Here is a 13,786-nt window from a genome sequence, read left to right as displayed (position 1 = left end):
TCTGAAAAACTAGTTTTGTGAGGCAAAATATTTGAAAGGTCATCAGTCAGATTTAAGATTTTCTAGACCTAAATTTATTATATTTGTTTGAGGTGTCTATTCCTATGCTGAAAGACGAAGTGGACATTATCGCAGACGCGCTTGTCACGCCGCTACCGAGAGACCGCAATTGTGGTCTATTCTCCAACGGACAAGCTGTGCTGAAGTCCATCCATCTCAATGGCCCAAAGGCGCCAGAAGCCAACCCTTCGATTGCACCAGTCGTGGAGGTAAAAGATAGTCTTGAAGAAGCTATCTTTGGCGGCGTCGCATTCAATCATTTCGGCCATTTCATCATGGAATCATTGGGACGACTGTGGATGGTTAATGATGACCAATATCGTCATCTACCGATCCTCATGCATAGCCCCTGGAGGCAACCACCACTAGAAAACAAGGATCATTTCTTTCCGATCTTGCTTGATTTTCTGGAAATTGATCCACGGCGGCTAAAAATCGTCAGTCAACCTATGCATATAGGCAAGTTGCATCTTCCATCTCAGCTTTACGGTTTCCACACCTTTGATGATGTCTCTCCCGTTTTTGTAGATTTTTTGCGCGTTGCCCAGCGCAATATATCTGCTCTAAGCAAAGACTATACGCTTGATTCAGAAAAAGTATTCATATCTCGATCGGAATGGCAAAAAACTGCGCCCCGACGTGGTATCGTTGCAGGAGCCCAGGCATTTGATGACTATCTAAGCGCTGAAGGGTGGCTAGTAATACAGCCGGAACAATTGAACCTTCGGGACCAAATGAAGATTTATGCATCGGCAAAGCATATTTTGATTTCTGAGGGCAGCGCTCAGCATAGCTTTATCCTTTTGCCCGACATCACTGCCAGCGTAACTGTCTTACTTCGCCGACCGAATAATTGGGACAAAACGCGTGTCACCAAGCAGTTCGGGGGACTCGGCTGCACCGCGCAGACAATTCAAGATATTGAAAAAACTTATTTCTTTGGTCAACCAAGTTGGAGCGGATTAACTGTGGTGAACCATGACCTTGTAAGCGAAAAACTTAAGGTGTCCGGCCTTGTATCAGAGACCTTCACAAAATGGGAGGGAATGAAGGCGCAAAACGTCAATGCAAGCTTACGCGAATACATTGCGGCTATACATGAAGATGATAGTTTTATTGATTTTCTGACTAAAATATAAAGAAGAAATTTTTCTAGGAAAATCGCTGCATCTGCTCGCAGAGTGTAGCGACTTTCTAAAAATTCACCGAATATGGCCAGAATATCATTACGATATAAACTTAAATAAAACTACTCGAAGAGTGCTTTAGCGCCTCAAATCTACTTCGCATCGACATTACTATGCAATAAGTCTATTTCTGACCTTATTCGCTCAAATTCATCCAAAATAATTGAGCTATTTTTAGACATAAGCGCCGGAATAATTGATTCTACAGAATCATGCGGCAATTCCCACCAGCGTATATTCAACAATCGCTCAATAGTATTTTGATCAAAACGACTCCTGGCAACTCTGGCTGGATTGCCAACAGCAATTCCATAAGCTGGAACATCTTTAACAACAACAGCTTTGGCGCCAATTACAGCACCATCTCCTATCGACACACCTGATCCTATAAAAGCTCCAGAACCAATCCAGACATCATTGCCAATACAGACATCACCTTTTGTTGAGTGGTCATTAATATTATCAGGAATATTTTTCCATTCCGATTTTAAAGACTTAAACGGATAAGTCGTAAATGTATCAGTCCTATGGTTTCCAAGTGAAATTATAACTCCACCAGCAATCGAACAATATTTTCCTATAGAGAATCGAGACATCCCTTCTTCGATAAAAGATGGAATTCCATACGTATAATCACCCACCGACCAACCGAATTTTTTAATCTGCTCAGAGAGAGCTTTCTTGGTTGGCCCATATGTTAACCGTTCACCGGTTCGTTCCTCTAAACATAGAACAACCTTAGGGTTGGGGATGTGTTTGCCTTTCAAGAATAACTGGTTGCTTTTGAATTCAACGATTTCAAATTTAACAGTCTCTATTTTCTTATTGTTTAATAAGCGAAGAACACCATCTTTTATCTCCCAGTATTTCTCATTGTTGTGATTGTAGCCTCCTATATGGCCATCGGGAAGAAACTGAAAATTGTCAGCCGATGAAGGTTTACCTTCGCGCGAAAAAATCCAAAACTTGTCTCGTATCCTTGAAAAATCTAAATACTCTTCCGCGTCGTTCATTGTTCGTCCTGTTTATGTCTTGCGTAAGCCTTATGCCTGCTTCTGCAAGCAATTTTCTTACGCCACGCGAAACCGAGCCGCCAAATTCGTGCGCGGGGGCAATGTCAGGCTGACGCCATCAGCGGTCAGGGCAAGCATTGGGGCATCCTTGCCGAAATACCTCGTCTCCACCGGCCTTTTGCCCGGCGGCAAAAGGCCGGAACAATCGAGAGAAATTTGTACTTTCTCCTGACGCAGATTGACGGCGCAGAGAGTAACAGTGCTTCCCTTCTGGAACAGCATGACAGGCACCTGCGCCACGGCCTGCGCCGGCACAAACACCTTCATGCCCGGGGCCACCATGCCGAACAGGTCCACCAGAGCCTGCACATGCGGCTTGATGTTGCCGTCCAAGTCGATCAGGCCCCAGGCCTGCTTGGCACCCTTGTTATCCTCCAATGTCCAGATGAACATGTTGGTGACGCCATCGGCCACCAATTGCAGCGCCTCACCAGACAGGGCGATGCCGTAATCAAGTGGCGGCGGTTGCTTGCCCGGTAGGAAGGGGCCCGGCGGCTGGTTCCAGGGGTTTGCGGTTACCGAATATTCGGTGATGGAAATCGGGTGGGCCGGAACGCCCGCCAGATCAGGGCGGATCATGGTCAGCCCCGCCGGCACAAGGCCTGCACGGCTGTCATATTCATGGAAGGAATAGGCGCCCAAGTCGCTGATATGACCGGTGCGCGTCAGCTCCTGGAAATATGGCGGTGAGCCGTCACTGCTGGCGCCAGGCCCTTCGATCTGAATATGTTTCAACCCAGCTGCGTCCAGGGCCGCGCGTGTCACGGTCAGCAGCTGGTCATATTGCTCGGGCGTATAGCGCGCATTCCAGGCGCCCATTGGTTCGTTCGTGAGTTCGACGGCGGAAATGACCGCACCCTGGTCCTGAAAATAGAGCAGATGCGCCGCGATATAATGCGCATAGTCATCAAAATAGGCCGGATTGGCGAGATGCTTGGTGGCCCCCAGCGGCAGCAGCCAGTTCGGCGGCGCATTCCAAAAAATCACATGCAGCTTGATATGCAGCTGCGACATCTCATCCGCGAAACTCTGCAATGACGACTCTTTGGCGCCATGCAGAGCAATGATCTCATTGTAGATGGATTGCGTATCCAGCTTGCCGGTCAGGCGGCCTGGGGAAATCAGATAAGGCGCGCCGACACGGAGAAGGGCCGCGTTGAGGTCGTGCAGCAATTTGTCCCGCACGGCGACATGGGGAGATTCAATGCCGGCATTGGCACCGAACCCGGCAAAAATCTGACGCGGCACCAGACGCAGGCCTGTCGCCTGCGCCCAGCTGCGCCCCGATACCAGGGCGCTGCCGAAGATGCCGGCGCCATAGGCCAGAAAGCGCCGGCGCAAAAGATCAAGGCTCATGTCTGTCTACCGATCCAGTTCCTGGGCTCGCCTCAGCGGGCGCTCATCATCACGCGCGCCCGCTCCAGATCCTCGGGCGTGTCCACGCCCAGCGGTACTTCGCCCACCTCAATGGCATCGATGCGCATGCCGTTTTCCAGGGCGCGCAGCTGCTCCAGCTTTTCGCGCTGCTCCAGGGGTGAAGGCGGCAGGGTGATGAACCGCGCCAGCGCGGCACGGCGCCAGGCATAGAGCCCGATATGGTGATACAGCGGTCCCTCGCCCCAGGGCGCGGTGGCGCGGGTGAAATAGAGGCAGCGATGCCGCCCAGCCCCCAGCGGCGCGCCGACCATTTTCACGACGGAGGAGGCCGTGCGCTCCTCCTCCCGATGGATTTCGGCGACCGGGGTGCCGATGGCCACGTCCGGATCGTCCAGCACCGAGGCAGCGGCGCGAATGGTGGCGGGCGCCAGCAGCGGCAGGTCACCCTGCACATTCAGCACCACGTCATGCCGCTGGCTGGGGTCGAAGCGCGTCAAAGCCTCAAAGATACGGTCTGACCCTGAGGGATGCGCCTCCGCCGTCATCACCGCCGTGCCACCCACGGCGCGGATGGCCTCGGCAATCTCGGGCGTGTCTGTCGCCACCACCACGGGCGCGATATCGGCCTCCATGGCGCGGCGCCAGACGGCGACGATCATCGGCTCGCCGTTCAGGTCAGCCAGGGGCTTGCGCGGCAACCGGGTGGAAGCCAGCCGCGATGGGATGATGATGACGGGGTAGCTCATGCTGCGGCGGCCGCCGCAGCCTGCGCCTTGGACAGCGCGTCAATCGCCACCAGATTGCGCATCAGCGTCTCGAACTGGCTCAAAGGCACCATATTGGGGCCGTCCGAAGGCGCATTGTCAGGATCCTGATGCGTCTCGATGAAGACGCCTGCCACGCCGACCGCGACGGCGGCGCGCGCCAGGACAGGCACGAATTCGCGCTGCCCGCCAGAGGAGCCGCCCAGGCCGCCGGGCTGCTGCACCGAATGCGTGGCGTCAAAAATCACCGGAGCGCCGGTCTTGGCCATGATCGGCAGGCCACGGAAATCCGATACCAGGGTGTTATAGCCGAAACTCGTTCCGCGATCGGTGACGAGAACCTGCGGATTGCCGGCCCCCACCAGCTTGGCCACCACATTGGCCATATCCCAGGGCGCCAGAAACTGCCCCTTCTTCACATTGACGGCTTTGCCCGTGGCAGCAGCGGCCAGCAGCAGGTCCGTCTGGCGGCAGAGAAAGGCCGGAATCTGCAATATATCCACGGCCTCGGCGACAGGCGCGCATTGATAGTCATTATGCACATCCGTCAGCACCGGGATGCCGAGGCTTTCCCGAATTTCAGCAAAAATCGGCAGTGACTTCTCAAGCCCCAGGCCGCGCTCGGCCTTGCCGGAGGTACGGTTGGCCTTGTCAAAAGAGGTTTTGTAGACAAGGCCGAAGCCGACACGCGCTGCGATTTCCTTCAGCGCCGCTGCTGTTTCCAGCGCATGGGCGCGGCTTTCAAGCTGGCACGGTCCCGCAATGACCGCCATCGGCAGAGCATTGCCGAAACGGACCGAACCGACCGCGAGTTCAACCAAAGGTGTTGCCATGACGTCCTCACAAAAGCCTGCGTCTTGTCACGACCGTAGCGCAGACAAACCTGCGATCCCAGCCCCAATCCGAAAACCGCCCCGCGCCCGCGCTTGCCAAGCCCCCGGGCAGGCCATAGCTTTGGCAGCCCATGCGCCAGCCGTCACGCCGACATGCCCTTCGCCGCGACCGGCTGGACCTCGCCTGGGTCGCAGGCCACGCCCCGCCGCCGCGTGCAGTGGCCGAGGACGAAGCGCGGGCCGTGGCGCTGGCCAATCGCCTGCTCGATGTCGAAGCCGAAAGCTTCGCGCTGCGCGCCGAACTCGGCCGCCGCAAACAGTCCGGCGGCGCGGTCTTCGACATACCGCGCCCCGACCATGGCTGGCCGCTGGCCCAGACCCCGGACAGTGACCCGGCGGCGCTCGGCCCTTTCGACCGGCGGCCGGACGATGCCGTCATTCTGGAAGGCCAGCTTGGCCAAGGGTTTATGGATCGTTTCGGCCTTGCCGGCGACGCCCCGGATTTCGGCGCCGCGACGGCCGCCCTCGCCGCCTCGCCGCCCATCCTGCGGCTGATCCCGCCGACAGCGGAGGCGGTGCCGGATGTCTCCATCATCATCCCGATCTACGGACAGCTGCATTACACGCTGAACTGCCTCGACAGCCTGCTGACGCATAAAGCCGGCTATAGCGCCGAAATCCTGATCATCGACGACCGCTCGCCCGATGACAGCGGCCGGTTTCTGCGCGGCTTGCCCCATATCCGCTACCAGCGGCAGGCCCAGAACGGCGGCTTCATCGCCAGCTGCAACGCCGGCGGCGCGCTGGCGCGCGGGCGGTTCATCCTGTTCCTCAATAACGATACGCGGGTGGTGCCGGGCTGGCTGGATGCGCTGCTGGAGAGTTTCGGGCTGTTCCCGCGCGCGGGGCTCGTCGGCTCAAAACTCTTCTATCCCGACGGCAGCCTACAGGAAGCCGGCGGCATCGTGGCGCGAGACGGCACCTGCCGCAATTATGGGCGCGAGGATGACCCCAACCGCCCGCAGTATTGCCATGCCCGGCCGGTCGATTACATCTCGGGCTGCGCCATCGCGCTGCCCAGGGCGCTGTGGCATGACCTTGGCGGTTTCGACACCCGCTACAGCCCGGCCTATTGCGAAGATGTCGATCTTTGCCTGCGCATCGCGGCAAGCGGCCAGCAGGTCTGGCTGCAAAGCGAATCCCGCGTCATTCATTACGAAGGCAAGACCTCCGGCATAGATACGCGCCAGGGCGTCAAAGCCTATCAGACCGTCAATCAGCGCAAGCTCTTTCTAGAATGGCACGCCTATCTGGAACAGCATCGGCCGCGTGACGAGGCGCCCTATTTCGAGCGGGAACGCGGGGTTGCGCGCCGGCTGCTGGTGATCGACGCGACCACGCCGACGCCGGACCAGGATGCCGGGTCGGTGCAGACGCTGCATGCCATCGGCGCGGCCCAGGCCTTGGGCTATAAAACTCATTTCGTGACCGCCCATAACTGGTTGTTTCAGGCGGGCTATACCAGCGCCTTGCAGAAGCGCGGCGTCGAATGCGCCTATGCCCCCTTCGACCTGGATATCGCCACCTATCTGGAACGCTACGGCCCGCTATTCGATGTCATTCTCGTCTATCGCATGACGGTGCTGGGCCCCATTCTGGACGATATCCGCACCCACGCGCCGCAAGCTCTGCTGCTGTTCCATCTCGCTGACCTGCATTACCTGCGCGTGCAGCGTCAGGCGGAGATGGAGAACAGCGCTGAGGGCTTTGCCGAGGCTGCCATCACCCGCGCCCAGGAACTGGCGCTGATCGCGGCGGCGGACGCCACCATCACCCATTCCACAGCCGAGGCCGCCATCATCGAAGCGGCGCTGCCCGGTGCGCCCGTCACCGTCTGGCCGCTGATGCTGGATCACGTCGGCACCGCAACACCTTTCGCGGCGCGGCGGGATATCTGTTTCCTCGGCGGCTACCGGCATACGCCCAATGTCGATGCCGCCGTCTATTTCGTGGAAGACATCCTGCCGCTGATCCGCGCGGAGGAGCCTGGCATCCGCTGTCTCATCGCCGGTGCCAATGTCACGCGCGAGGTAGGCGCGCTGGCCGGCGAGGGCGTCGAAATTCTGGGCCAGGTGCCTGAACTCTCCGATCTCTTCGACCGCAGCCGCGTTTTCGTCTGCCCCTTGCGGGTCGGTGCGGGCGTGAAGGGCAAGGTGCTGTCTGCCCTTTCCCATGGGTTGCCGATCGTCTCCACCGGCATCGGCATCGAGGGCTCGGGCCTGTCACCCGATACGCATCTGCTGCAAGCCGATACGCCGCAGGATTTCGCGCAGAAAGTGCTGCGCCTCTATCGGAACAAGGCGGAATGGGGCCGCCTCTCCGCCGCCGGGCAGCGGATCGTGCAGGAGGAATTTTCTCCGGCGCAGGGCAAACGCTTCCTGGAAGCAGCCATCACGCGCGGCTGGGCTCAGCGGCTGGGTCTGCCGCTGGAACGTGCGACCGCATGACGGCCCATCTGCGCTTTCCCGCCTTCCCGCTGCGCTCGGCCGAGGATTTTCAGCGTTTCGCGGCGGAGAATCGGGCGCTGCTGGATGAACGGCTGCGGCAGGAAATGCTCTTCATCCGCGAAGGCCAGCTTGTCCGCGCCGGCACCTGCGGCGCCTGCCTGGCCGTCACGCATTTTACCAGCGACACCGCGACCAGCCACGGCGCCTATGACCCAGGCCAGCAGATCTGCGATTGCGCGGCGCGGCTCAGCGCCCATCGCCGGGCGCTGCTGCATCTGGCCGGTGCCAGCTTCGGCGGCCGAGACTGGTTCCGCCTCGGTCTTTTCGGGCAGGACGCGCCGCTGGCGCTCAAGCTCGCCACGCTCTGCCCACCGGCCTGGGTCTGGCCCAAGACCCAGGCAAAACCGGCCGCGACCCATATGGTGTTGAGCGTCGATACGCTTTCGACCGTTCCCGACCCAGGGACAGCCCTGGCATGGATCGCCGAAAGCCTGATGCCGGGCGGGCTGTTTCTGTTCACCCTGCCCTTCGACCCGGCCGCCCGGGACAAGCAGCCACCGCTGGCCGGGTCACCCCGCCGCTTCGGCTGGGATATCCTGGACCGCGTGCGGGATGCCGGGTTTCAGGATTGCGTCGCCCACTGCTATTGGTCGGGGGAGCTTGGGCTTCTCGGGCCCGATGCCATGATCTTCAAGGCCTTTCGATGACCGAGCGGATGCGGAAACCCACGCGATGAGACCCCGCGCCCATCTGGAGCAAGTGAAGAACGAGGGGCTCGTCAGCGGCTGGTGCTGGGATGAGAGCCGCCCTGATCACGCCGTGCGGCTGGTGGTGCTGGTGGACGGCCAGCCCGTGGGCAGCACGGTCGCCAATCTCTTCCGTCCCGATCTGGCCGAGGCCGGGATGGGCGACGGGCATCATGCCTTCTCCTATCTCATTCCCTGGGACCGCATCGCCGCCAAATCCGTCTCCACGATCGGCTTGATTGATGAGGCAAGTGGCGAGGCGCTGGACACGACCTTCGTCTTCCGCCGCACGGTAGTACTGACAATCGAAGACCGGCTGCGCGATGTCGAGCAGCAATTGCGCCTGCTGGGCGCCCGGCTGGATGAGACGACTGCGCGGGCGGCGCAGGACAGCGCGATGATGGCCGGCGTCTTCGCGACCATCGGCGCCTTCTTCACGCGCCTGTCGGAACTGCCACCCGCTGCCGTGCCGGTCGAACTCGGCCATAGCGTTGCGGGCCTGCTAGACAGCACACGCGCCCAATGTCCGCCCTTCAGCTTCACCCAGGCCAACGCACCGCTTCTGACGCTCTGCGTCGATGGCGGGGCGCCGGTTCAAACCGTCTATGCCTGCCTGCGGCAGATTCACGAAACCGGTCTGGACCGGATGGCCGAGGTGGTGCTGATCGATGATGGGCAGGCGGGTCAGACCGCTCTGCTGCCCGCTTTCATCGGCAATCTGCGCTACCAACGGCTGCAATCAGGCCAATCCGTGACCGAAGCGCGCAACCAGGCCGTGCTGTTCGCCGACCGGCCTTTCGCCGGCTTTCTGTCGTCCGGCTGCCGCGTCACGCCCGGCTGGTTCAACGCCGTGCAGGCTGAATTCGCGGGGCGGCCGGAGGCTGCCGTCATCGGCACAGGCCTCGCCGAGGCAGGGCCGGCGCTGACAGGGCCGCTCGCCGATTTTCTGGAAGCGTCCGAGGATGATGGCCTGACCCCCATCACCGCGACGCTGGATGCGGCGATGATCATCCGCAGCGCGGTCTTCAAGGAGCTTGGCGGTTTCGATAGCGGTTTTGTGGCGCCGACGGCTGCCGCGATCAATCTCTGTCTCCGCGCCTGGGAGACCGGCTACGGCGTCTATCACCTGCCTGCGCCTGTCTTGCTTTGGCAGGATGAGGGTGGTTCTGCCGCCGCAAAATTTCAGATCGCGCCCGATATTGCCGATCTTCTCGCCTATCGGGCAGAATCAGTGACAGAGGATGAGGCCACTGAACCGCAGACGCGCGTGCTGATCGTCAGCGGCGCAGGCTTTGACCAGGCCGATTTGCGGCAAACGGTCTTTTCCTTTCAGGCGCAGGGGCTTGCCGTATCGGCCGCTTTCGCCGGCACGGTGCCGCCATCCGCAGAATTGATCGCATTTTTGCACGAGAGCGGATGCGCGGTCATCGATACCACCCAGGCCAGCGGCTATGATGTGCTGTATCTCACGGTCGCGGCTTTCGGTCATCCCGCTCTGCCGCCGCAGGACAGCATCGCGCCCCGCATGGTTTTGGCGCTGGATGCGGCGGCGGAGGAACGGCTCAGCACCGGCGGCCGAACACGCCCCGGCATTAAGGCGATACGCGCGGCGATCGATGCGGCCGATTGCGTGCGGCTGCGCTCGGCGGCCGGCGCCGCCAAGCTGGCCTCCCTCGGCAATGCCCACAAGATCTGGCGCATCGGCGCCGATGACGGCAACGGGCTTGACCGGTCACCTTCGGCCGAGGATGTCGCGCGGCTTTTGGCGCAATTGGGCCTGTCACCGCACGACGCAGACGCATGACCGGCACGCCCGTTCAAGGCGGGCTGAGCCGTGCCGGCGGTTCCGCTGTGGGCATGGTTCAGGGCTGGTGCTGGTCGGCCGACCGGCCGGCGGAGCGCCTGACGGTCGCCCTGCTGATCGACGGTGTGCAAAAAGCCAGCGTTGTCGCCGCACGGCTAAGGTCGGAACTGGTGCGACCCGGCCTCTGTGACGGCTATCACGGATTTTCCCTGGCCTTGCCGGCCGATCTGGCGCCAACCGCGCGGATCGAGGCCATGGAATGCGGCAGTGGGCAGGTCTTTGCCCGCATCGTGCCTGCGGAAACGGCCGAGAGTCTCGCCTGGGCTGCCCAGGCGGAAGCGGCCTATGTGACGGCGGCCACGTTGCAGGAGGCGCTACCCGATTGGGCCGGCACGCCGCGATGGTCGACGCTCGGCCCGGCCTTGGCCGAAACCGGCCGCCATTTTGCGCGCCACCCTTTGTCTGAGCTGCAATTGCCGGCGGCCCCGCACCTGCCCGTCATAGCCCAGCCGCGCTTCACTCTGCTGCTCGATGCTGGTTCCGATCCTGCGGCGGGCCGGGCTGGAATCCTCGCCATCGCACCGCTTCTCCGCCGCTATCTGGCGGAACTTCTGGTCTATGGTGACGGCCATGGCGCGCAGCACGTGAATGATGCCGCCGCCCAGGCGCGCGGTGACACCCTCGTCTTCCTGCGTGCGGGCCAAATCGCCCCCCGTGATCTGGCGATTCTGCTGGATGCGGCACAAGGGCGCAGCGATAGCCTGCTTGGCGGGGCCGCGCAGATGGCGGCACGTCAGGCTGGTTTCCGCGATCCGTTTCCCGCCATGCCCGCTAAAGCGTCGCGCAGCGGCCTGTCCCTGCTGACCCCCCGGTCCCTTTTCGAGGCGCTGGGCGGCTTTGACCTGACCATGGCGGATGGTGCCGATCTGCCCATGCTCGATTTCGCTCTGCGCGCGGAAGACGCCGGCCATACTGTCCTCGCCTGGGGCGACGCGGCCGTTCCGGATCTGTCTCCGGGACCGCAGGCCGCCACGGCACGCGGCAATTTTCTGGCTTATTGGGTCAACTGACATAAATGCAGGTCGCGGCGCAGTTTGCCTCAGCCCGGTTCGAACAGGCGTTCAACCTTCTGCCGCTCGCTCCAATGCTGGCCCGGTTCGCGATAATGGTAGTGCTTGTACCAGACGAAAGCCGGCTCCCCTTTGCTGGGATGCAGAACTTCCAGCTGCACGCGCTCGGCCAAATCACCCTTCAGATGATAGGGTTTGCGACTGAGGTCGAACAGAAAGTTGAGCAGTCCCCATCCACCCGTGAGGGAAAATATATTGTAGCCGACATGATCTGTCGTCCGGCTTTCCCTTGCCCAATGGGTCTCAAGATTCCTGAAACAGATTTCAATAAACTCACCCAGCAATGCAGATTGCCTGCGCGCAAGCATCGCACCATTGAGCAGGTAGATATCGTCTTCGGCGCGCCCTTCCCCGGCCTGATCGAAAACCACAAGCTCTTTCGAAGCCAGATGGGCGAAAAGCTGGATCAGCTTGACCTGACTACCACTACCGCTATGTGCATCGACATAGAATCCGCCATAGGTGAAGAGCAGCAGCAGCCGGGTGAGATCGGACCGGCAGGCCGATATGCGGATACGGTCAAACAGGGCCAGACGCTCGGGACTGTAGCTTTTGGCCAGAAGGGCGCGGACATCTTGCGGGCCGAAAATCTTCACGTCATGGCCGGCCATCAGCCAATCCGCGCAGAAGGGACCAAGCGCGCTGCCATCACCCTCCCAATAGGTGAATATGGGATAGGGGCTGGTCATGGCGTCTGTCTATCCTCTCGGCCGAAGGCCAGGATTATCCGACAGACCCCATGCTTCACAACCAGAAAGGCAGCGCTTCCGCTGCTCTTTCGGCATGGCCGAGATCAGCTGCGGCCGTAGGTATCTTCGTAGCGGACGATGTCATCCTCACCCAGATAGGCGCCGGACTGGACCTCGATCAGCGTCAACGAGATGCGGCCGGGATTATAGAGGCGATGTCTACAGCCGAGCGGCAGATAGATGCTCTCATTTTCACGAACGAAAACCTCATCCGTATCCCGCGTCACGATGGCGGTACCCTCGACCACGACCCAATGTTCGGCACGGTGGAAATGGCTTTGCAGCGACAGCTTTTCACCTGGCTTGACCACGATGCGCTTGACCTGGAAGCGGTCGCCCAAAATCAGCACCTCATAATGGCCCCAGGGCCGATAGCTGAGATTATGGGTCGTCGCTTCCGGGCGCTTCTGGGCCTTCAGCCGCTCCACGATCTTCTTGACGTCCTGGGCACGATCCTGATGCGCGGCAAGGACGGCGTCCTCCGTCACCACCAGGATGGCGTCTTCCAGGCCCAGCACGGTCGCCAGCATACCGTCACTGCGGACATAGCAATTGGATGCGTCTTCAATGACGACATCACCGACGGCGACATTGCCGGCGTTATCCTTCTCGCCCAGATCCCACAGCGCGCTCCAGCTGCCGACATCGGACCAGGCGAAATCGACCGGCAGAACGGCGGCCCGGGTGGTGTGCTCCGCGACCGCATAATCGAGGCTGATATTCGGGCAGGCGGCGAATTCCTCGCGGCCGAGGCGGATGAAGTCCAGATCACCGGTCCGCGCATCCACCGCGCGGCGCACGGTTGCCAGAACATGCGGCGCATGAGCCTGCAATTCTTCCAGCAGAGTGCTGACGGTGAAGACGAAGATGCCGGAATTCCACAAGACCTTGCCTGAAGCGATCAGGGTTTCCGCCAGGTCAGGATCAGGCTTTTCGATAAAGCGAAGCAGCGTATGGGCCTCTGCCATTTCGGCCAAAGGCGCGCCCATTTCAATATAGCCGAAGCCCGTCTCCGGCTTGGTCGGCTTCATGCCGAGTGTCACGACCTTATTGCTGTGGGCAACTTCCGCCGCCGCGATCAGCGCGTGGCGCAGCGCCGTGCTGTCCGGAATTGCGGCATCGGCCGCCATCATGCAGATGACCGCCTGCGGATCGTCCTGCGCCACGATCAGCGCGGCAGCGGCGATGGCCGGGGCGCTGTTGCGGCCTACCGGCTCCAGCACGATGCGGGCCCCTGTCACGCCGGCCTCTCGCAGCTGCTCGGCCACCATGAAGCGATGTGCCTCGTTGCAGACGACCATCGGCGGAGCGAACTCCCCGCCCAAAGTGCGCAACACCGTATCGGCGATCAAGGATTTACCGGAAGCCAGCGGCCAGAACTGTTTCGGAAAGCTTTCGCGCGAGACCGGCCAAAGGCGCGTGCCCGAACCGCCGGACAGGATGACAGGCACGATCACCACCGATTTCGCCGTATGGCGAGAGAGTTCGGCCTCCAGATCCAGGTCCATGTGCAACTCCGCAAAAATTGCCAATTCGCACTTATTACCTAGAACTTA

General features: G+C 60.5%; 11 protein-coding genes. 5 read left to right on the top strand and 6 right to left on the bottom strand.

Going from position 1 to position 13,786, the window contains the following annotated elements; genetic code table 11:
- Positions 1-104: 104 nt before the first annotated feature.
- A complete protein-coding gene (locus ASILVAE211_RS00415; protein WP_227319314.1) occupies positions 105-1,199 on the top strand; it encodes a glycosyltransferase 61 family protein in 1,095 nt (364 codons plus the stop codon).
- 140 nt (positions 1,200-1,339) lie between these two features.
- Here the strand turns inward: ASILVAE211_RS00415 and ASILVAE211_RS00410 are convergent, their stop codons facing one another.
- Genes ASILVAE211_RS00410 through kdsA form a run of 4 tightly spaced genes read right to left on the bottom strand, consistent with a single transcriptional unit; the run spans position 1,340 to position 5,294 of the window.
- Positions 1,340-2,260, bottom strand: coding sequence for a CatB-related O-acetyltransferase (locus ASILVAE211_RS00410; protein ID WP_227319313.1), 921 nt, complete (start codon positions 2,258-2,260; stop codon positions 1,340-1,342).
- Between the two features lie 57 nt (positions 2,261-2,317).
- Positions 2,318-3,676, bottom strand: a complete 1,359-nt coding sequence (locus ASILVAE211_RS00405) for a hypothetical protein (RefSeq protein ID WP_227319312.1) — start codon at positions 3,674-3,676, stop codon at positions 2,318-2,320.
- A gap of 32 nt (positions 3,677-3,708) precedes the next feature.
- Positions 3,709-4,443: a 3-deoxy-manno-octulosonate cytidylyltransferase gene (locus ASILVAE211_RS00400; protein WP_227319311.1), complete on the bottom strand. Its 735-nt coding sequence runs from the start codon at positions 4,441-4,443 to the stop codon at positions 3,709-3,711.
- Positions 4,440-5,294: a 3-deoxy-8-phosphooctulonate synthase gene (kdsA, locus tag ASILVAE211_RS00395; RefSeq protein ID WP_227319310.1), complete on the bottom strand. Its 855-nt coding sequence runs from the start codon at positions 5,292-5,294 to the stop codon at positions 4,440-4,442. Before kdsA ends, ASILVAE211_RS00400 begins: the two co-directional genes overlap by 4 nt.
- Positions 5,295-5,425: 131 nt before the next feature.
- Between kdsA and ASILVAE211_RS00390 the strand changes: the two genes are divergently transcribed.
- The 4 genes from ASILVAE211_RS00390 to ASILVAE211_RS00375 are packed head-to-tail and all read left to right on the top strand — an operon-like array spanning position 5,426 to position 11,421.
- Positions 5,426-7,801, top strand: coding sequence for a glycosyltransferase (locus tag ASILVAE211_RS00390; protein ID WP_227319309.1), 2,376 nt, complete (start codon positions 5,426-5,428; stop codon positions 7,799-7,801).
- Positions 7,798-8,508 (top strand): methyltransferase domain-containing protein, encoded by a 711-nt coding sequence (locus tag ASILVAE211_RS00385; RefSeq protein ID WP_227319308.1) that lies wholly within the window; start codon positions 7,798-7,800, stop codon positions 8,506-8,508. The genes ASILVAE211_RS00390 and ASILVAE211_RS00385 overlap by 4 nt, the downstream gene beginning before the upstream one ends.
- 25 nt (positions 8,509-8,533) lie before the next feature.
- Positions 8,534-10,351: a glycosyltransferase family protein gene (locus ASILVAE211_RS00380; RefSeq protein WP_227319307.1), complete on the top strand. Its 1,818-nt coding sequence runs from the start codon at positions 8,534-8,536 to the stop codon at positions 10,349-10,351.
- Positions 10,348-11,421 carry a glycosyltransferase family protein gene (locus tag ASILVAE211_RS00375; RefSeq protein WP_227319306.1) on the top strand — a complete coding sequence of 358 codons (1,074 nt, stop codon included), beginning with the start codon at positions 10,348-10,350 and terminating at the stop codon, positions 11,419-11,421. The genes ASILVAE211_RS00380 and ASILVAE211_RS00375 overlap by 4 nt, the downstream gene beginning before the upstream one ends.
- Positions 11,422-11,450: 29 nt before the next feature.
- Here ASILVAE211_RS00375 and ASILVAE211_RS00370 read toward each other — a convergent pair whose 3' ends face one another.
- Together ASILVAE211_RS00370 and ASILVAE211_RS00365 are read right to left on the bottom strand one after the other, a co-directional pair.
- Positions 11,451-12,170, bottom strand: a complete 720-nt coding sequence (locus ASILVAE211_RS00370) for a glycosyltransferase (RefSeq protein WP_227319305.1) — start codon at positions 12,168-12,170, stop codon at positions 11,451-11,453.
- Positions 12,171-12,274: 104 nt separating this feature from the next.
- Complete coding sequence (locus ASILVAE211_RS00365; RefSeq protein WP_227319304.1) at positions 12,275-13,738, bottom strand: mannose-1-phosphate guanylyltransferase/mannose-6-phosphate isomerase; 1,464 nt, start codon at positions 13,736-13,738, stop codon at positions 12,275-12,277.
- Positions 13,739-13,786: the final 48 nt, after the last annotated feature.

The organism is Acidisoma silvae, from assembly GCF_020618775.1.
Classification (GTDB): domain Bacteria; phylum Pseudomonadota; class Alphaproteobacteria; order Acetobacterales; family Acetobacteraceae; genus Acidisoma; species Acidisoma silvae.
The sequence above is the reverse complement of the archived record's forward strand: the minus strand, read 5'-3'. Positions and strand labels throughout refer to the sequence as shown.

Coding starts and splice junctions, on each gene's coding strand:
- ASILVAE211_RS00365 (WP_227319304.1), bottom strand. CDS start 13,738: ATGGACCTGGATCTGGAGGCCGAACTCTCTCGCCATACGGCGAAATCG.
- ASILVAE211_RS00410 (WP_227319313.1), bottom strand. CDS start 2,260: ATGAACGACGCGGAAGAGTATTTAGATTTTTCAAGGATACGAGACAAG.
- kdsA (WP_227319310.1), bottom strand. CDS start 5,294: ATGGCAACACCTTTGGTTGAACTCGCGGTCGGTTCGGTCCGTTTCGGC.
- ASILVAE211_RS00370 (WP_227319305.1), bottom strand. CDS start 12,170: ATGACCAGCCCCTATCCCATATTCACCTATTGGGAGGGTGATGGCAGC.
- ASILVAE211_RS00415 (WP_227319314.1), top strand. CDS start 105: ATGCTGAAAGACGAAGTGGACATTATCGCAGACGCGCTTGTCACGCCG.
- ASILVAE211_RS00385 (WP_227319308.1), top strand. CDS start 7,798: ATGACGGCCCATCTGCGCTTTCCCGCCTTCCCGCTGCGCTCGGCCGAG.
- ASILVAE211_RS00390 (WP_227319309.1), top strand. CDS start 5,426: ATGCGCCAGCCGTCACGCCGACATGCCCTTCGCCGCGACCGGCTGGAC.
- ASILVAE211_RS00400 (WP_227319311.1), bottom strand. CDS start 4,443: ATGAGCTACCCCGTCATCATCATCCCATCGCGGCTGGCTTCCACCCGG.
- ASILVAE211_RS00380 (WP_227319307.1), top strand. CDS start 8,534: ATGAGACCCCGCGCCCATCTGGAGCAAGTGAAGAACGAGGGGCTCGTC.
- ASILVAE211_RS00375 (WP_227319306.1), top strand. CDS start 10,348: ATGACCGGCACGCCCGTTCAAGGCGGGCTGAGCCGTGCCGGCGGTTCC.
- ASILVAE211_RS00405 (WP_227319312.1), bottom strand. CDS start 3,676: ATGAGCCTTGATCTTTTGCGCCGGCGCTTTCTGGCCTATGGCGCCGGC.